Below are 17,704 nucleotides of genomic sequence, written 5' to 3'. Positions count from 1 at the left end.
GGGCACTCAACAAAAACAAGAAGCCCAGCAGAAAAACAATAAGAGCACGCAACGACTTCTTGGGGAGCTTAGGCTCCCCTTGTCGTTTCTACCCTTCTGGCAGGCATCCTGCTACCCGCCTACACCATTCCTTGAGTAAATGCTAGAATCCCCGCCCATCATGCGGCCATTCTCCTATTCTTGGCCGAACATTCCTTCAAACAGTGCATCCCATGCTGAAGAAGCTGTTCCAGTCGTTCCGCCCGCCCGTACCGGGCCCGCACCACAGGCGCACCACGCCTGAGGTGATCAACAAGAGCCAGCACTCGCTGCAACGCCACCAATTCAGCCGCCATGCGGTGAACATCGTGGAACGCCTGCAGAGCGCCGGTTACCAGGCTTACCTGGTCGGTGGCTGTGTCCGCGACCTGATGCTGGGCATCACGCCGAAAGACTTCGACGTCGCCACCAGTGCCACCCCTGAACAGGTCCGTGCCGAGTTCCGCAACGCACGCATCATTGGCCGCCGCTTCAAGCTGGTCCACGTGCATTTCGGACGTGAAATCATCGAAGTCGCAACTTTCCGCGCCCACCATTCGGAAGACGACCAGGGCGACAGCCACCGTTCGTCGCACAATGCCAGTGGCCGCATTCTGCGTGACAACGTGTACGGCACCCTGGAAGAGGACGCGCAACGTCGCGACTTCACCATCAACGCCCTGTACTACGACCCGGTCAGCGAGCGCATCCTCGACTACGCCAACGGCGTGCACGATATCCGCAACCGCTTGCTGCGCCTGATCGGCGACCCTACCCACCGCTATCAGGAAGACCCGGTGCGCATGCTGCGCGCGGTGCGCTTCGCCGCCAAGCTCGACTTCGGCATCGAAAAACACACGGTCCAGCCGATTCGAGAGCTGGCCCCACTGCTGCGGGAAATTCCGCCAGCGCGCCTGTTCGAAGAGAGCCTCAAGCTGTTCCTCTCCGGCCAGGGCGCCATCGTCTTCGAAATGCTGGTCGACCTTCAGTTGTTCGAGCCGCTGTTCCCGGCCAGTTCGCATGCCCTGGACGAGCGCCCGACCTACACCCACACGCTGATCAGCCAAGCGCTGAACAACACCGACCTGCGCGTGAAGCAAGGCAAACCGGTAACCCCGGCCTTCCTCTTCGCCGCGCTGCTGTGGCCAGCCCTCCCGGCTCGCGTGCTGCACCTGCAGAACCAAGGCGTGCCGCCTATCCCGGCCATGAACGGTGCGGCCCACGACCTGATCGCCGAACAATGCGCACGTATCGCCATCCCCAAGCGCTTCACCCTGCCGATCCGCGAGATCTGGGACATGCAGGAGCGCCTGCCACGCCGCAGCGGCAAGCGCGCCGACATGCTGCTGGACAACCCGCGCTTCCGCGCCGGCTACGACTTCCTGCTGCTGCGCGAAAGCGCCGGGGAAGAAACCGACGACCTCGGCCAGTGGTGGACCGACTACCAGGATGCCAACGACAGCGAGCGTCGCGAGATGATCCGCGAACTGGGCAGCCGTGACGAAGGCACCGGCGCCGGCCCGCGCAAACGCAAGCGCAGCGGTGGCAAGCGCAAGCGCAGTGGCGACGAGGCGTTCGAGTGAGTACCCGCGCCTATATCGGCCTGGGCAGCAACCTGGACGCACCTGCCGAGCAGCTGCGCAGCGCCTTGCAGGCCCTCGACCAGGTCGAAGCCACACGCCTGGTGGCGGCCTCGGCCCTGTATACCAGCGATTCGCTGCTGCCCGGCCAGCCGCGCTACACCAACGCCGTCGCCGCCCTGGACACCGCCCTGCCACCGCTGGCCCTGCTCGATGCACTGCAGGCCATCGAGAACGATCAGGGCCGCGTGCGCAAGGAACGCTGGGGCCCGCGCACACTGGACCTGGACATCCTGCTGTTCGGCGACCAGGTGCTCGATGAGCCGCGCCTGAAAGTGCCGCATTACCACATGCATGCCCGGCCTTTTGTGCTGTACCCGCTGGCGGAACTGGTACCGGGCGATTTCCGCCTGGCCGACGGCCGCGCCCTTGCGCAACTGCTTGACGACTGCCCGTTCGTCGGCCTGGAACGCCTGTAAACCGGGCGTTCCAGCCTTGCACACTGGCGCGGTAACGCCAGTAACACCCTGATCGTAACAATGCGGTAACAGGGTGATTGACTTCCCCCACCTCGCTCACGACTATAGGCGTCCCGTGTGGCACCAAAGTGCCGCATACCCGTATTTAGGCCCGGACGGACCTGTGCCCGAACATCACGCGCGATGATGTGCCGCTCCGGAAAATGACTACACGCGTTGAATGCAGTCGTTTCTTACAGCGCCTGAACGAGGAATTTCCTACATGCCTGAAGTAACCCTGACCACCCTCAATGGCCTCAAGGCCAAGGGTGAAAAAATCACCATGCTGACCTGTTACGACGCCACCTTTGCCAAGGCCGCCAGCCAGGCCGGTGTCGAAGTGTTGCTGGTGGGCGACTCGCTGGGCATGGTCCTGCAAGGCCACGACAGCACACTGCCGGTAACCACCGCGGACATGGCCTACCATACAGCCAGCGTCAAACGTGGCAACGACGGCGCGCTGATCCTCGCCGACCTGCCGTTCATGGCGCATGCCACCCCGGAGCAGGCCTTTGCCAACAGCGCCACGCTGATGCAGGCCGGCGCCCACATGGTCAAGATCGAAGGCGCTGCCTGGCTTGCCGAGACCATCCGCCTGCTGGCCGAGCGTGGTGTGCCAGTATGCGCGCACATGGGCCTGACCCCGCAGACTGTCAACGTGATGGGCGGCTACAAGGTCCAGGGCCGCCAGGAAGCCCAGGCCCGGCAGATGCGCGCCGACGCGATCGCCCTGGAACAGGCCGGTGCGGCCATGCTGCTGCTCGAATGCGTGCCCAGCGAACTGGCGGCGGAAATCACCAGTGCCGTATCCATCCCGGTGATCGGCATTGGCGCCGGCAGCGGCACCGATGGCCAGGTACTGGTCCTGCACGACATGCTCGGCCTGTCGCTGAGCGGCCGCGTACCGAAGTTCGTGAAGAACTTCATGCAAGGCCAGCCGGATATCCACAGCGCCCTCGTCGCATACGTCGAGGCGGTCAAGCAAGTCAGCTTCCCAGGCAGCGAACACGGGTTCAGTGCATGAATACAGTCAAGACCGTCCGCGAACTGCGCGCCGCTGTCGCCCGCGCCCGCGGTGAAGGCAAGCGCATCGGCTTCGTGCCGACCATGGGCAACCTGCACAGCGGCCATGCCGCCCTGGTAACCAAGGCTGCGCAGCGCGCCGATTTCGTGGTCGCCAGCATCTTCGTCAACCCGCTGCAGTTCGGCGCCAACGAAGACCTCGACAAGTATCCGCGCACCCTCGCCGCCGACCAGGAGCGCCTGCTTCAGGCTGGCTGCAATCTGCTGTTCGCGCCCAGCGTCGAAGAGATGTACCCCGACGGCATGAGCGTGCAAACCCGCGTCAGCGTACCCCACCTTTCCGAAGGCTTGTGCGGCGCCAGCCGGCCCGGTCATTTCGAAGGCGTGGCCACCGTGGTCAGCAAGCTGTTCAACATGGTCCAGCCCGACCTTGCCGTGTTCGGTGAAAAGGACTTCCAGCAGCTGGCGGTTATCCGCGCCATGGTGCGCGACCTGAACATGCCGATCCAGATCATCGGCGAGCCCACCGTGCGGGCCGAGGACGGCCTGGCGCTGTCGTCGCGTAACGGCTACCTCACGCCGGAGCAGCGTGCTACGGCACCTGCGCTGTACCGCACGCTGCAGCATATCGCTGGGGCCATCCGCCATGGCCAGCGGGACTTTGCCGCACTGGTTGCCGAAGGCAAGGCGCAGTTGACCGCCGCGGGTTTCCGCCCGGATTACCTTGAGGTGCGTCATGCGGTAAGCCTGCGACCCGCGATGATCGATGATCGTGATCTGGTGGTGATTGCGGCGGCTTACCTGGGTAACACACGGTTGATCGACAACCTGTACCTTCATCTGGAAGAGAAGACCGCGTAACGGCCTGGGGCTGCCTTGCAGCCCATTCGCAGCACAAGGCTGCTCCTACAGAAACCACCTTCTTCTGTAGGAGCAGCCTTGTGCTGCGAGTGGGGCGCAAAGCGCCCCCAAATTCCCCCGCCTTACCCATTCCCTGCAAGTGGCCTTTGCCTATAATGGTGCCAGCCTGAACCCGGCAATGAGTGCCGTGTCCAAGGTCTCACCACGCACCAAGGGAACCCCGCGCAATGGCGTATTACCGCACACCCCACGATGTCACGGCCCTGCCCGCCTGGCAGGCGCTTCAGCAACACCGCGACGCCATGCAAGGTTTCAGCATGCGCGAAGCTTTCGCCGCCGATACCAAGCGCTTCGACCAGTTCTCCCTGAGCTCCTGCGGCCTGTTCCTCGACTATTCGAAAAACCTGATCACCGAACAAAGCCGCGACCTGCTGGTGAACCTGGCCAACGAAGTGGGCCTGCAGGACGCCATCAAGTCGATGTTCAGCGGCGAAATCATCAACGCCTCCGAAGGTCGCCCGGTGCTGCACACCGCCCTGCGCCGTCCGGTAGGCGACAAGCTCAGCGTCAACGGCGTGAACGTCATGCCGGAAGTGCACAAGGTGCTCAACCAGATCACCGAACTGGTCGGCCGCATTCACGACGGCCTGTGGCGTGGCTACAGCGAAAAGCCGATCACTGACGTGGTCAACATCGGCATCGGCGGCTCGTTCCTCGGCCCCGAACTGGTGTCCGAGGCGCTGCTGCCCTACGCCCAGCGCGGCGTGCGCTGCCACTACCTGGCGAACATCGACGGCAGTGAGTTCCACGAGCTGTCGGCCAACCTGCGCGCCGAAACCACCCTGTTCATCGTCTCGTCGAAGTCGTTCAACACGCTCGAGACCCTGAAGAACGCCATAGCCGCCCGTACCTGGTACCTGGCCCAGGGCGGTTCGGAAGCCGAGCTGTATCGCCACTTCATCGCCGTTTCCAGCAACAAGGCCGCCGCCGTGGCCTTCGGCATCCGCGAAGAAAACATCTTCCCGATGTGGGACTGGGTGGGCGGGCGCTACTCGCTGTGGTCGGCCATCGGCCTGCCGATCGCCCTGGCCATCGGTACCGCCAACTTCAAGGAACTGCTGTCCGGTGCCTACACCATGGACCAGCACTTCCAGACCGCGCCGTTCGACAAGAACATGCCGGTGCTGCTGGCCCTGCTGGGCGTGTGGTACGGCAACTTCTGGGGCGCCCAGAGTCACGCGATCCTGCCGTACGACCACTACCTGCGCAACATTACCAAGCACCTGCAACAGCTGGACATGGAGTCCAACGGCAAGAGCGTGCTGCAGGACGGCACCCCGGTGAAGACCGACACCGGTCCGGTTATCTGGGGTGGCGTCGGTTGCAACGGCCAGCATGCCTACCACCAGCTGCTGCACCAGGGCACCCAGCTGATTCCGGCCGACTTCATCGTGCCGGTGGTGAGCTTCAACCCGGTGGCCGACCATCATCAGTGGCTGTACGCCAACTGCCTGTCGCAGAGCCAGGCGCTGATGTTGGGCAAAACCCGCGAGGAAGCCGAGGCAGAGCTGCGTGGCAAAGGCCTGAACGAAGCGGACATCGAAAAGCTGGCCCCGCACAAGGTGATCCCAGGCAATCGTCCGAGCAACACCCTGGTGGTGGAACGCATCAGCCCGCGCCGCCTGGGCGCGCTGGTGGCGATGTACGAGCACAAGGTGTTCGTGCAGAGCGTGATCTGGGGCATCAACGCCTTCGACCAGTGGGGCGTGGAGCTAGGCAAGGAGCTGGGCAAGGGCGTTTACCAACGCCTGGTCGGCAGCCTGGAAGAAAGCGCCGAAGATGGTTCCACCCAAGGCCTGATCAACTACTTCCGCGGCCGTCACCGCGGTTGATCCCAAAGCCGTCACACGGTCGCTCCGTGTAGGAGCGGCCTTGTGTCGCGATGGGCCGCAGAGCGGCCCCAACAATTGATGCGCCAGCGCTGAAATCCCGGGGCCGCTCTGCGGCCCATCGCGACACAAGGCCGCTCCTACAGGGACCGAGTCTACCCTCAAGGAACATCACCTCTGGCTACACTGTCCTATCGAATAGCCGTTGCAGTCCATCGCCCCTTACAAGAGCAGGACCACCCGCCATGTTCGATATCCGCAACTACCCTCAGGCCCTGGCCGTCAGCCAGTCCGCCGCCCTAACCCCCGACGAGTACCGCCGCCTCTACCGCCAGTCGGTGGATGACCCCGACACCTTCTGGGCCGAACAGGCCAAGCGCCTGGACTGGATCAAGCCCTGGTCGAGCGTGCAGCAATGCGACCTGAAGACCGGCAGCGCCCGCTGGTTCGACGGCGCCCAGCTCAACGTCAGCTACAACTGCATCGACCGCCACCTGGCCCGACGCGGCGAACAGACTGCCCTGCTGTGGGAAGGCGACGATCCCAAGGATTCCAAGGCCATCACCTACCGCGAACTGCACCGCCAGGTCTGCCGCCTGGCCAATGCGCTGAAAGCACGCGGGGTAAAGAAAGGCGACCGGGTGTGCATCTACATGCCGATGATCCCCGAGGCCACCTTCGCCATGCTTGCCTGCACCCGCATCGGTGCCATCCACTCGGTGGTGTTCGGCGGCTTCTCGCCAGATGCCCTGCGCGACCGTATCCTTGATGCCGACTGCCGTACGGTGATCACTGCCGATGAAGGCGTGCGCGGCGGCAAACGCATCCCGCTGAAACAGAACGTCGACAAGGCCCTGGCCAGCTGCCCTGCGGTCAGCAGCGTATTTGTGGTGCGCCGCACCGGCGGCGATGTCGTCTGGGCCGAAGGCCGTGACTTCTGGTACCACGAGGCAACGGAAAAGGCCGGCGACGACTGCAGTCCCGAGCCGATGGGTGCCGAAGACCCGCTGTTCATCCTCTACACCTCCGGCAGCACCGGCAAACCCAAAGGCGTGCTGCACACTACCGGCGGCTACCTGCTGCAGGCCACCCTCACCTTCAAGGTGGTGTTCGACTACCGTGACGGCGAGGTGTTCTGGTGCACCGCCGATGTCGGCTGGGTCACCGGCCATAGCTACATCGTCTATGGTCCGCTGGCCAATGGCGCGATCTCGCTGATGTTCGAAGGCGTGCCCAACTACCCGGACACCTCGCGCTTCTGGCAAGTGGTGGACAAACACAAGGTGAACATCTTCTACACCGCCCCGACCGCCCTGCGCGCGCTGATGCGCGAAGGCTCCGCGCCGCTGCAGAGTACTTCACGCCAGAGCCTGCGCCTGCTGGGCAGCGTCGGCGAGCCAATCAACCCGGAAGCCTGGGAGTGGTATTTCGAAGAAGTCGGGCAAAAGCGCTGCCCCATCGTCGATACCTGGTGGCAGACCGAAACCGGCGGCATCATGCTTACCCCGTTGCCCGGCTCGCAGTCGCTCAAGCCCGGCTGTGCCACCCAGCCCATGTTCGGCGTGCAACCAGTGCTGCTGGACGAAAAGGGCAAGCTCATCGAAGGCCCCGGTGCCGGCTTGCTGGTGATCAAGGCCAGCTGGCCCGGGCAGATCCGTAGCGTCTATGGCGACCATCAGCGCATGGTCGACACCTACTTCAAGCCGATGCCCGGCTATTACTTCACCGGCGACGGTGCCCGCCGCGATGCCGATGGAGACTACTGGATCACCGGGCGTATCGATGACGTGATCAACGTTTCCGGTCACCGTATCGGTACCGCCGAAGTGGAAAGCGCGCTGGTGCTGCATGACAGCGTTGCCGAAGCGGCGGTGGTCGGTTACCCCCACGACCTCAAGGGCCAAGGCGTTTACGCCTTCGTCACACCGATGAATGGTGTAACGCCGGACGACGCGCTCAAGGCCGAGCTACTGGCCCTGGTCAGCAAGGAAATCGGCAGTTTCGCCAAACCCGAGCTGATCCAGTGGGCTCCGGCGCTGCCCAAGACACGCTCAGGCAAGATCATGCGGCGTATACTGCGCAAGATCGCTTGCAACGAACTCGACAACCTGGGCGATACCTCGACCCTGGCCGACCCCAGCGTGGTGCAGGGCCTGATCGACAAACGCCTCAACCAGTAACCGGCGGCCGTTGCCCATGGCCGCCCTGAACCACAGGTCGCCATGGAAGCCCTTCGCCGCCGCATCGAAACCCAGGTCATGAGCCTTACCGGGCTGGCCCTCGGCCAGCTCGACCTGGAATCGCCCAAGGGCGACCCCGGGCTGTTCGGCCCGCACAGCATCAGCTGGCGGGTACATGGCGACTTCCCGAGCATGCTGGTCGGTGGCATCAGTGCCCTCATGCTGCAGTTGCTGCACCCGCTGGCCCTGGCCGGGGTGTGGGACCATTCCAACTTCCGTGAAGACCTGCTCGGCCGCCTGCGCCGTACCAGCCAATTCATCTCCGGCACCACCTTCGGCGCCACCCGCGATGCCGAGTGGCTGATCGACAAGGTGCGCACCATCCACCTGCAGGTAACCGGCACCGCGCCGGATGGCCGCCCGTATGCGGCCAGCGACCCGGACCTGCTGACCTGGGTGCACGTGGCGGAAGTCAGCAGCTTTCTCGCCGCCCACCTGCGTTACCGCAACCCGCAACTAGCGCGCGCCGAGCAGGATGCCTACTACGCAGAGATCGCATTGATTGCCGAGCGCCTTGGCGCCCGCGACGTGCCGCGCTCGTGCCAGCAGGTCGAGGACTATCTGCAGCGCATGCGCCCCCAGTTGCACTGCGACGCACGCAGCCATGAGGTGGTCGGCATCCTGCTCGATGCCCCCGCCCCCAGCCGCCTGGCACAGCCGGTGGGCAAGCTGATGCTGCACGCCGGCATCGACCTGCTGCCGGGCTGGGCCCAGACCATGCTCGGGCTACAGCACGGTCCGTTGCAGCGGCGCATGATCCGCTTGGGCCTGCAACGCACCGCGCCAGTACTGCGCTGGGCGATGCGCGACGGCTCAGCGCACCGGGCCAAACGGCGCATGGGCATCGAATGAGGTCAACTGGTCGCCTCAGCGGAACTGATTTAACGTGCCATACTCCAAGCTCTCCTGCTTAGACAGACGAAGCGACACATGTACAAAGGATTGACTCGCGCCGCTGGCGCACTGCTGGCCCTGGTAGCCCTCTACAGCCTTCTTGGCTTTTTCGTTCTCCCCGGTGTCGCGCTGCGCATCGCCAACCAACAGTTGGCCCAATACGCAACCGTGCCTGCCCACCTCGAACGGATCGAACTCAACCCCTTCAGCCTCGAACTGACACTGTGGGGCCTGCAGATCGGCGAGCCTGGCAAGGAGCAGGTCGGCTTCGACCGGCTGTACGCCAACCTTTCGCTCGACAGCCTGTGGAGCGGTGCCCTGCACATGGATGCAGTGGAACTGGTCAAACCGCGCAACGAAGTGCTGTTCGCCAAGGACGGTACTCTCAACCTGACCCGCCTGTTCAAACTGCCAGCCAGCGAAGCCAAGCCTGACGAGCCACCCAGCGACCCGTTCCCGCTACGCATCGGCAGCATCAAGCTCAGCGATGGCTACCTGCACTTCGAGGACCTGCGCCCGAGCGAGCCGATCGAGTTCCTCTACGACAACATGAACCTGGAGCTGAAAAACCTCAGCACCCTGCCCAACGACAATGCCGACATGACCCTGGTGGCCATCGGCCCCAACGGCGGGCGCATCGACTGGAAAGGCACCCTTAGCCTGGCGCCAATCGCCTCTGAAGGCACACTGAAGATCACCGAAGGCAAGATGAAGGCATTCTGGCCCTATGTGCGCGATGCCGTGCCACTGGTGCTGGAAGACGGCGTGGTCAGCCTCGACACCCACTACAAGCTCAACCTCGCCAAGCAGACCGAACTGTTGCTGGACAACGCGTCGGTGCGCATCGCCCCCTTTGCCATCAAGGCCCCGGATGGCCGCCCGCTGGCACGCCTGGCCAGCCTGGAAGTAAGCGAAACCTCGGTCGACCTGGTCAAGCAGCTGGTCACCGTGGGCAAGATCCGCAGCGAAAAACTGGAAACCTGGGCCGCGCTGGAAAAGGACGGCCAGCTCGACTGGCAGAAACTGTTCGCCAGCCAGCCGGCCAAGGCTACGCCGAAGGAAAAGGCCGAACCGGCCGCCGCCGAGCCCACGCCCGAACAGCAAGCCGCCAAGGAGCCGAGCAAACCCTGGCAGGTGCTGCTCAAGGACGTGCAACTGCGTAACTACCTGGTGCACCTGGCGGACCGTACTCAGAAGGAGCCGGTGGCCCTCGACGTCGGCCCGCTCAACGCCGACCTGCAAGGTTTCGACAGTCTCAACAAGTCGCCCTTTACCCTCAAGCTCGATACCGGCGTGGGCAAGCAAGGCAAGCTTCAGGCGGCCGGCCAGGTCAACCTGGCGCCCATCTGGGCCAAGCTGGACGTGAGCACCCGCGATATCGACCTGCGAGTGGCCCAGGCCTATATCAGCCCGTTCATCCTGCTGGAGCTGCGCAGCGGCATGCTCGCCAGCGACCTCAAGGTCGACCTGAAGAACACCTCACCACTGGCCTTCAGTGTTGCCGGCAAGGCACAGGTCAGCCAGCTGCACACCCTCGACACCATCAAGAGCCGTGACTTCGTCAAATGGCAACAGGTGAACGTCGACGGCCTGTCCTACGTGCACGGCGATGCGCTGTCGATCGACAAAGTGACCCTGCTGCAACCCTATGCGCGTTTCATCATCAACGAAGACCGCACGACCAACATCAACGACCTGCTGATCCCGCAGCCGGCCGGCGCCCCGGCGACCAGCCAGGCCAAGCCGGCCTCCGCCGGCAACGACAAGCCGCTGGGCATCCACATAGGCCAGATCGACATCAACGACGGCTCGGCCAACTTCGCCGACCTGTCCCTCACCCCCAACTTCGCCACGGCCATCCAGCAGCTGAACGGTCGAATCGGCACCATCGACAACCGCAAGCCTGTGCCGGCCAAGGTCGACGTCAAGGGCAAGGTCGACCGCTACGCGCCGGTCACCATCAAAGGCGCCCTCAACCCGTTCAACCCGCTGGCCAGCCTGGACATCGCCACCAGCTTCAAGCGGGTCGAGCTGACCACACTCACCCCCTACTCCGGCAAGTTCGCCGGCTTCCGTATCCGCAAGGGCCGGCTCAACCTCGACCTGCATTACCTGATCACCAATGGCCAGCTGAAGGCCGAGAACAAGGTGGTGGTTGAGCAGTTGCAGTTGGGCGAGAAGGTCGACAGCCCGGACGCAGTGGACCTCCCTATCCGCCTGGCGGTGGCACTGCTGAAGGATACAGAAGGCAAGATCTCGATCGAGCTGCCGGTATCCGGAGACCTCAACAACCCGCAGTTCAGCGTGATGCCGATCGTCTGGCAAACCCTGCGCAACCTGGTGTTGCGTGCGGCGCAGGCGCCGTTCAAGTTCATTGGCGGGCTGGTTGCCGGCGGTGGCTCGGAAGATCTGGGCAATGTGTCCTTCGCCCCGGGCTCCAGCGAGCTTAGTGGCGACGCCCAGGCATCGCTGGACAAATTGGCGTCGGCCCTGAAGGAACGCCCGGAGCTGCGCCTGGAAATCGAAGGCACCAGCGCCCAGGCCAGCGACGGCCCGCTGATCGCCCAGCAGCGCCTGGAGCGTGAGTACCAGGCCACCTGGTACAAGATCCTGCAGCGCCGCGGTGACAAGGTGCCGGCCAATGCCTCGATGCTGGTGGTCGACGACAGCGAAAAACCGGCGATGCTCGAAGGCATCTACCGTAACCGCCTGAAGCAACAGCCGCCTGCGGAATGGGAGCAACTGGGCCGCGACGAGCGCACCGCCAAGCTGCGCGAGGCGGTGATCAAGTCCTGGGCCGAAAGTACTGCGCTGCTGCGCACACTTGGCCAGGAGCGGGCCAGCAGCATCAAGGATTACCTGGTAGACAAAGGCCAGCTGGAAGATGACCGGGTGTACTTCATCGATACCAGTCTGGGCCAGGCCGAGAGCGATGGTCGGGTGGTGACGCCGATGCATCTGGATGCCGAATAACTTCTACTAGCAGGTCTGGCCTCTTCGCGGGCTTGCCCGCTCCCACTGGTACTGCACAGGCCTTGAACTGTGTACGGTCCCTGTGGGAGCGGGCAAGCCCGCGAAGAGGCCGGTACAGGCTTCACACCAACCGCTGCCCCGACACCGCCGGGTGGTACAACGGCTGCACCTTGTTCCCTGCCGGGTCCAGCAGGTGGAAGCTGCGCGCCCCGTCACCATGGTTGAACGGCCGGTCCAGCAGGGTCACTCCATGGGCCTTGAAATACTGGTACCAGGCCTCCAGCTCCTCCACGCTATCGACGATGAACCCATAGTGGTCCAGGGTCTGCAAACCATTGGCCGCCCCTGCCCCGCGCCCCAGCGACAGGTTGTCGTTACCACAAGTGAGATACACCAGGTCTTCGTTGGCGCGGTTCAGCACCTCCATGCCCAGCACATCGACGTAGAAGCGTTCGCACTCCTCCAGGTTGGGCACCAACAAGGCAATATGGCGCAGGCCGTTCAAGCGACCAGGGCGTGCAGGCAATTCGGACATTGGCGAAGCTCCATTTTTGTATACAATTCACAGTAGAATTTAAAACAAAAGGAGAACCTTGTGTATAGCCTGTTCATCAAGACCCGAGTGAAGCCCGGTTGCGCCGAGGATTTTCTCACTGCGATCAAGGTCAATGCCGCGGCCTCAGTCGCCACTGAACCTGGTTGCCTGGCATTCGATGTGTCGCAAGACCGGGTCGACCCGGAGGTGATCTACCTGTACGAGATCTACCGCGACGATGCAGCCTATGAAGCGCATACCCAAACCGCGCACTTTCGCGATAGCCGGCCATTGGTCGAGCCGCTGATCGTCGAGCAAGAATGCTTCGAGAGCGATGTGATCGCGCGTAACCCGGTGTACTAGCCGCCAATGAAAAGCCCCGGCAAATAGCCGGGGCTCGGAGCGAAGGTGGCCAAATCCGTTTGGCCGACGGGACATTCCTTATTCGGCTTTCAGGCCGTCAGACATGACGCTTTTCACGCCTTTGATGTTCTTGGTGATGCGTACTGCTTCTTCTTTCTGGGATTGAGTGATCGCCACGTCAGACGACAGCGAGACGACGCCTTGGCTGGTCTCGACTTTGATGTCGCTGCCTGGAATACCTTTTTCAGTCAGCAGGTCCGCTTTCACCTTGGTAGTGATCCAGGTGTCGGAACCTTCCTGCTTGGCGTTATCCACGGTGTTGGCAGCCAACATGACTGGAGCCTGGGTTGGCTCCGCAGCGAATGCGCCGTTAGCCATGGTCAGGGTCAGGGCGGTAGCAGTAGCGGCAGCAATGGCGAACTTCTTCATGTGAGTCACTCCTGTTTTTTCGAAAGGTCTGCGCCGTATGTCCTGGCGTCAGATATGGAGGTAGTTGCATGCGCTGTGCCAGCTTTTCCGTCTCGCTTGTTTCCTTTTAAATCAACAAGTTAGCCAAATTTAGATTTGGCCGATGTCGTGCATTCTGCAATCCGCACGATAAAACTACTTGCAAGATGCAAGTCCGCAAAAGGTTCCGTACAGCCATAAAAAAAGGCCCCTTGCGGGGCCTTTCTTTCTACTACGAGGCAATCATCAGACGCCCGAGGCCTTGGCCGCGGCAACGTCTTTGATCGACAGCTTGATACGGCCGCGGTTGTCCACGTCCAGTACCAGTACTTCGACTTCCTGGCCTTCTTTCAGGATGTCGGTGACTTTCTCGACGCGAGCATCGCTCAGCATGGAGATGTGCACCAGTCCGTCCTTGCCAGGCAGTATGTTTACGAACGCACCGAAGTCGACGATGCGCTCGACCTTGCCGACGTAGATCTTGCCAATCTCGGCTTCGGCGGTAATGCCCAGGATGCGTTGCTTGGCAGCATCTGCCGCTTCCTTGGTTTCGCCGAAGATCTTGATCGAGCCATCGTCTTCGATGTCGATCGAAGCCTTGGTCTCTTCGCAGATGGCGCGAATGGTGGCGCCGCCTTTACCGATGACGTCACGGATCTTGTCGGTGTCGATCTTCATCGCGATCATGGTCGGGGCGTTGGCCGACAGCTCGCTACGCGACTGGGCGATGATCTGGTTCATCTGGCCGAGGATATTCAGGCGCGCTTCCAGGGCCTGGCCCAGGGCGATCTCCATGATCTCTTCGGTGATACCGTTGATCTTGATGTCCATCTGCAGCGCGGTAACACCCTTGGCGGTACCGGCTACCTTGAAGTCCATGTCGCCCAGGTGGTCTTCGTCACCCAGGATGTCGGTCAGGACGGCGAACTTGTCACCTTCCTTGACCAGGCCCATGGCGATACCGGCAACCGGTGCCTTCATCGGTACACCAGCGTCCATCAGGGCCAGGGAAGCACCACAGACCGAAGCCATGGAGCTGGAACCGTTGGATTCGGTGATTTCCGATACCACGCGGATGGTGTACGGGAACTCGCTGTCGCTCGGCAGCATGGCCTGCACGCCACGACGGGCCAGACGGCCGTGGCCGATTTCACGACGGCCAGCGCCGCCCATGCGGCCGCACTCACCCACCGAGAATGGCGGGAAGTTGTAGTGCAGCATGAACGGGTCTTTTTTCTCGCCTTCCAGGGTGTCCAGCAGCTGGGCGTCACGGGCAGTACCCAGGGTCGCAACGACCAGGGCCTGGGTTTCGCCACGGGTGAACAGCGCCGAACCGTGAGTCTTCGGCAATACGCCGACTTCGATGTTCAGCGGGCGCACGGTGCGGGTGTCACGACCGTCGATACGCGGTTTGCCGTTGACGATGTTCTCACGGACGGTGCGGTATTCCAGCTCGCCGAAGATTTCCTTGATGGCGCTGGCGGACGGGCCGGTCTCTTCGTTGCTCAGACGGGCAACAGCCTCGTCGCGCAGCTGGCCCAGGCGGTTGTAGCGGTCAGCCTTCTGAATGATGGTGTAGGCCTGCGAAACGGCTTCGCCGAACTCGGCGCGTACCAGGTTCATCAGCTCGACGTTGGCCGGGGCTGGCTGCCAGTCCCAGGTCGGCTTGCCGGCTTCGGCAGCCAGTTCCTTGACGGCCTGGATCACGGCCTGGAATTCGTCGTGGGCGAACAGCACGGCGCCCAGCATCTGGTCTTCGGTCAGCTCTTTGGCTTCCGACTCAACCATCAGTACAGCCGATTCGGTACCGGCAACGACCATGTCCAGGCTCGAGGCAGCCAGTTGCTCGTAGGTCGGGTTCAGCAGGTAGCCGGTGCTTTCGTGGAAGGCAACGCGAGCGGCGCCGATCGGGCCTTCGAACGGAATGCCGGAGATGGCCAGGGCGGCCGAGGTACCGATCATCGCAGCGATGTCCGGGTCGGTCTTCTTGCTGGTGGAAACCACGGTGCAGACAACCTGCACTTCGTTCATGAAGCCTTCCGGGAACAGCGGACGGATCGGACGGTCGATCAGGCGCGAGGTCAGGGTCTCTTTCTCGGAAGGACGGCCTTCACGCTTGAAGAAGCCACCCGGGATCTTGCCGGCGGCGTAGGTCTTTTCCTGGTAGTGGACCGACAGCGGGAAGAAGCCCTTGCCTGGATCGGCCTGTTTGGCACCGACCACGGTCACCAGCACGGTGACGTCGTTGTCGACGGTAACCAGCACGGCGCCGGTTGCCTGACGGGCAATACGGCCCGTTTCGAGAGTAACGGTCGACTGACCGAACTGGAATGTCTTGATTACCGGGTTCACGGTTTCCTACCTTTTTTCAGTGGCTCTGGGGGAACTGGTTTCTTGCGAATTCTTGGGCAGAACGGGGAATCGGCCCCATTGACCGTCCAGATACAACACGAGGCTGGGAGCCTGGCACCAAGCGGAAAATCCGCTCAGCATTGCCAGGCTGCCAACCTCGGAGATACGCGTGGCGTGTCCAACGGCAGCACTGCAAAACAGCCCTGCCGAAGCCTGCGACACGCCATGCACACCACTGGCCAAGCCGCTATTAGCGACGCAGACCCAGGCGACCGATCAGGGCGCTGTAACGAGTGGTGTCTTTGCCCTTCAGGTAGTCCAGCAGCTTACGACGCTGGTTGACCATACGGATCAGACCACGACGGGAGTGGTGGTCTTTGTCGTTGGCCTTGAAGTGGCCTTGCAGCTTGTTGATGTTGGCGGTCAGCAGAGCAACCTGCACTTCCGGGCTACCGGTATCGCCGGCGGCTTGCTGGTATTCGGCAACGATCTGAGCTTTTTCTTCAACGCTGAGGGCCATTTGGCTTCTCCTGATAACGGATCCCGCATGCGGGGTCCAATAGGCCAGGGACAAATCCCTGTATTAATAAAAAAGGTGTGACCGTGCCTACTGACAGCCACCCTTGGTGCCGTGGGGCCTGGCAATTGCCCGACCCCGCGGTTTCGGTCATTCCGACCGAATCAGTCGACGCGGCGCAATGCGCCCGTCTTCGCTCACTTCACCGATACCGATGAAGCGCGCATTGTGATCCTGTACCCGGACCATGCCAAATTGTGGCGCATCCGGCGCGCGTACCGCCTGCCCATGCAGCCAGTAGAACGCACTGTGCTCGGACAGGCACACCAGTGGCCAGTCCTGCAGGCCGCTGTCCGAAGGCATCAGGAAGCGGTCGAGCGCTTCGTTGCCACCTTCGGCGTGGGCCTGTTCGAGTTCCTCGAGGGTGACCGTCTGTGCCAGCGCGAAAGGCCCGGCCTGGGTCCTGCGCAGCTCGGCGACATAGGCGCCGCAGCCAAGGGCCTCACCGATATCCTCCACCAGGGTGCGGATATAGGTGCCTTTGCTGCATCCTACGCTCAGCCGTGCACGGGTGCCTTCGCACTCGAGCAACTCCAAGCGGCCAATAGTAACAGAACGCGCCTCGCGCTCCACTACCTCTCCTGCACGTGCCAGCTTGTAAAGCGGCTGGCCATCACGCTTGAGCGCCGAGTACATCGGCGGTATCTGGCTGATCTGGCCACGAAAACGCGGCAGCAGGGCCTCGATGTCGGCGCGACCAACGGTCACCTCACGGGTCTGCAGCACTTCACCTTCGGCATCGCCGGTGTTGGTAGTCTGCCCCATCTGCATGACCGTTTCGTAGCCCTTGTCGGAATCGAGCAGGTACTGCGAAAACTTGGTCGCTTCGCCAAAGCACAGCGGCAGCACGCCGGTTGCCAGCGGATCGAGGCTGCCGGTGTGCCCGGCCTTTTCCGCATTGAGCAGCCAGCGCACCTTTTGCAGGGCGGCGTTGGAGGTGAAGCCCAGCGGCTTGTCGAGCAGGATGATGCCGCTGACGTTGCGGCGGATACGTTTGACCTGGGCCACCGCTTACTCCTCGGCGTCCAGCTTGTCGCCATCCTTGTGCAGACGGTCTTCGGCGACCGCGCGCTCGATCAGTGCCGACAGGTGGGCACCACGGCTGACGCTTTCGTCGAAGTGGAAATGCAGTTGCGGCACGCTGCGCAGTTGCATCACACGGCCCAGGTGCAGGCGCAGGAAGCTCGCGGCGCTGGTCAGGGCCTTGAGGGTCTGCGGTACGGCGTCGGCGCCGTCCTGGCCCATCACGGTGATGAACACCTTGGCGTGGCCAAGATCACGGCTGACATCGACGGCCGTGATGGTCACCAGGCCGACGCGCGGGTCTTTGACTTCACGGCGGATCAGCTCCGACAGCTCGCGCTGCATCTGGTCGCCGATGCGTTGGGTACGGCTATATTCTTTTGCCATTCTTGCTACCTGTAACTTAAAGCG

General features: G+C 62.7%; 15 protein-coding genes. 9 read left to right on the top strand and 6 right to left on the bottom strand.

Annotated features, from left to right (window positions below):
- Positions 1-212 precede the first annotated feature (212 nt).
- The 8 genes from IMX18_RS01085 (at position 213) to IMX18_RS01050 (ending at position 11,996) form a co-directional block, all read left to right on the top strand.
- Positions 213-1,601, top strand: a complete 1,389-nt coding sequence (locus tag IMX18_RS01085) for a polynucleotide adenylyltransferase PcnB (protein WP_015271847.1) — start codon at positions 213-215, stop codon at positions 1,599-1,601.
- Positions 1,598-2,077 carry a 2-amino-4-hydroxy-6-hydroxymethyldihydropteridine diphosphokinase gene (gene folK / locus IMX18_RS01080; protein WP_013974273.1) on the top strand — a complete coding sequence of 160 codons (480 nt, stop codon included), beginning with the start codon at positions 1,598-1,600 and terminating at the stop codon, positions 2,075-2,077. The genes IMX18_RS01085 and folK overlap by 4 nt, the downstream gene beginning before the upstream one ends.
- A gap of 262 nt (positions 2,078-2,339) precedes the next feature.
- A complete protein-coding gene (panB, locus tag IMX18_RS01075; protein WP_015271848.1) occupies positions 2,340-3,140 on the top strand; it encodes a 3-methyl-2-oxobutanoate hydroxymethyltransferase in 801 nt (266 codons plus the stop codon).
- Positions 3,137-4,000: a pantoate--beta-alanine ligase gene (panC, locus tag IMX18_RS01070; protein WP_013974275.1), complete on the top strand. Its 864-nt coding sequence runs from the start codon at positions 3,137-3,139 to the stop codon at positions 3,998-4,000. Before panB ends, panC begins: the two co-directional genes overlap by 4 nt.
- A 227-nt stretch (positions 4,001-4,227) precedes the next feature.
- The gene (gene pgi / locus IMX18_RS01065; RefSeq protein ID WP_015271849.1) at positions 4,228-5,892 is read left to right on the top strand and encodes a glucose-6-phosphate isomerase; all 1,665 of its coding nucleotides are present in this window, start codon (positions 4,228-4,230) and stop codon (positions 5,890-5,892) included.
- Between the two features lie 242 nt (positions 5,893-6,134).
- Positions 6,135-8,069, top strand: coding sequence for an acetate--CoA ligase (gene acs / locus IMX18_RS01060; protein ID WP_054573645.1), 1,935 nt, complete (start codon positions 6,135-6,137; stop codon positions 8,067-8,069).
- 42 nt (positions 8,070-8,111) lie between these two features.
- On the top strand, positions 8,112-8,981 hold the full coding sequence (locus IMX18_RS01055; RefSeq protein WP_015271851.1) for an oxygenase MpaB family protein: 870 nt from the start codon (positions 8,112-8,114) through the stop codon (positions 8,979-8,981).
- 78 nt (positions 8,982-9,059) lie between these two features.
- The gene (locus IMX18_RS01050; RefSeq protein WP_100413850.1) at positions 9,060-11,996 is read left to right on the top strand and encodes a DUF748 domain-containing protein; all 2,937 of its coding nucleotides are present in this window, start codon (positions 9,060-9,062) and stop codon (positions 11,994-11,996) included.
- A gap of 121 nt (positions 11,997-12,117) precedes the next feature.
- On the opposite strand, the gene IMX18_RS01045 is transcribed toward IMX18_RS01050, so the two are convergent.
- Positions 12,118-12,531: a VOC family protein gene (locus tag IMX18_RS01045; protein WP_010955354.1), complete on the bottom strand. Its 414-nt coding sequence runs from the start codon at positions 12,529-12,531 to the stop codon at positions 12,118-12,120.
- 60 nt (positions 12,532-12,591) lie between these two features.
- Between IMX18_RS01045 and IMX18_RS01040 the strand changes: the two genes are divergently transcribed.
- Positions 12,592-12,894 carry a heme-binding protein gene (locus tag IMX18_RS01040; protein WP_100413849.1) on the top strand — a complete coding sequence of 101 codons (303 nt, stop codon included), beginning with the start codon at positions 12,592-12,594 and terminating at the stop codon, positions 12,892-12,894.
- A 78-nt stretch (positions 12,895-12,972) separates the two neighbouring features.
- On the opposite strand, the gene IMX18_RS01035 is transcribed toward IMX18_RS01040, so the two are convergent.
- The 5 genes from IMX18_RS01035 to rbfA all read right to left on the bottom strand — a co-directional run bounded on the left by IMX18_RS01035 (position 12,973) and on the right by rbfA (position 17,680).
- The gene (locus IMX18_RS01035; protein ID WP_013974282.1) at positions 12,973-13,323 is read right to left on the bottom strand and encodes a BON domain-containing protein; all 351 of its coding nucleotides are present in this window, start codon (positions 13,321-13,323) and stop codon (positions 12,973-12,975) included.
- 264 nt (positions 13,324-13,587) lie between these two features.
- Entirely contained in the window at positions 13,588-15,693 is a 2,106-nt protein-coding gene (gene pnp / locus IMX18_RS01030) for a polyribonucleotide nucleotidyltransferase (RefSeq protein ID WP_015271854.1), read from the bottom strand.
- 250 nt (positions 15,694-15,943) lie between these two features.
- Complete coding sequence (gene rpsO / locus IMX18_RS01025) at positions 15,944-16,213, bottom strand: 30S ribosomal protein S15 (RefSeq protein ID WP_003249971.1); 270 nt, start codon at positions 16,211-16,213, stop codon at positions 15,944-15,946.
- 147 nt (positions 16,214-16,360) lie between these two features.
- Positions 16,361-17,278: a tRNA pseudouridine(55) synthase TruB gene (gene truB / locus IMX18_RS01020; RefSeq protein ID WP_013974284.1), complete on the bottom strand. Its 918-nt coding sequence runs from the start codon at positions 17,276-17,278 to the stop codon at positions 16,361-16,363.
- A 3-nt stretch (positions 17,279-17,281) separates the two neighbouring features.
- Entirely contained in the window at positions 17,282-17,680 is a 399-nt protein-coding gene (gene rbfA, locus IMX18_RS01015) for a 30S ribosome-binding factor RbfA (RefSeq protein ID WP_015271855.1), read from the bottom strand.
- Positions 17,681-17,704: the final 24 nt, after the last annotated feature.

Source organism: Pseudomonas shirazica (genome assembly GCF_015168335.1).
Classification (GTDB): Bacteria; Pseudomonadota; Gammaproteobacteria; order Pseudomonadales; family Pseudomonadaceae; genus Aquipseudomonas; species Aquipseudomonas asiatica.
This window is presented reverse-complemented; position numbering and strand designations above follow the sequence as displayed.

Bases quoted from the DNA above. Each gene is read 5' to 3' on its own strand.
- IMX18_RS01085 (WP_015271847.1), top strand. From the start codon at position 213: ATGCTGAAGAAGCTGTTCCAGTCGTTCCGCCCGCCCGTACCGGGCCCG.
- panC (WP_013974275.1), top strand. From the start codon at position 3,137: ATGAATACAGTCAAGACCGTCCGCGAACTGCGCGCCGCTGTCGCCCGC.
- IMX18_RS01055 (WP_015271851.1), top strand. From the start codon at position 8,112: ATGGAAGCCCTTCGCCGCCGCATCGAAACCCAGGTCATGAGCCTTACC.
- pgi (WP_015271849.1), top strand. From the start codon at position 4,228: ATGGCGTATTACCGCACACCCCACGATGTCACGGCCCTGCCCGCCTGG.
- IMX18_RS01050 (WP_100413850.1), top strand. From the start codon at position 9,060: ATGTACAAAGGATTGACTCGCGCCGCTGGCGCACTGCTGGCCCTGGTA.
- acs (WP_054573645.1), top strand. From the start codon at position 6,135: ATGTTCGATATCCGCAACTACCCTCAGGCCCTGGCCGTCAGCCAGTCC.
- IMX18_RS01045 (WP_010955354.1), bottom strand. From the start codon at position 12,531: ATGTCCGAATTGCCTGCACGCCCTGGTCGCTTGAACGGCCTGCGCCAT.
- IMX18_RS01035 (WP_013974282.1), bottom strand. From the start codon at position 13,323: ATGAAGAAGTTCGCCATTGCTGCCGCTACTGCTACCGCCCTGACCCTG.
- panB (WP_015271848.1), top strand. From the start codon at position 2,340: ATGCCTGAAGTAACCCTGACCACCCTCAATGGCCTCAAGGCCAAGGGT.
- rpsO (WP_003249971.1), bottom strand. From the start codon at position 16,213: ATGGCCCTCAGCGTTGAAGAAAAAGCTCAGATCGTTGCCGAATACCAG.
- rbfA (WP_015271855.1), bottom strand. From the start codon at position 17,680: ATGGCAAAAGAATATAGCCGTACCCAACGCATCGGCGACCAGATGCAG.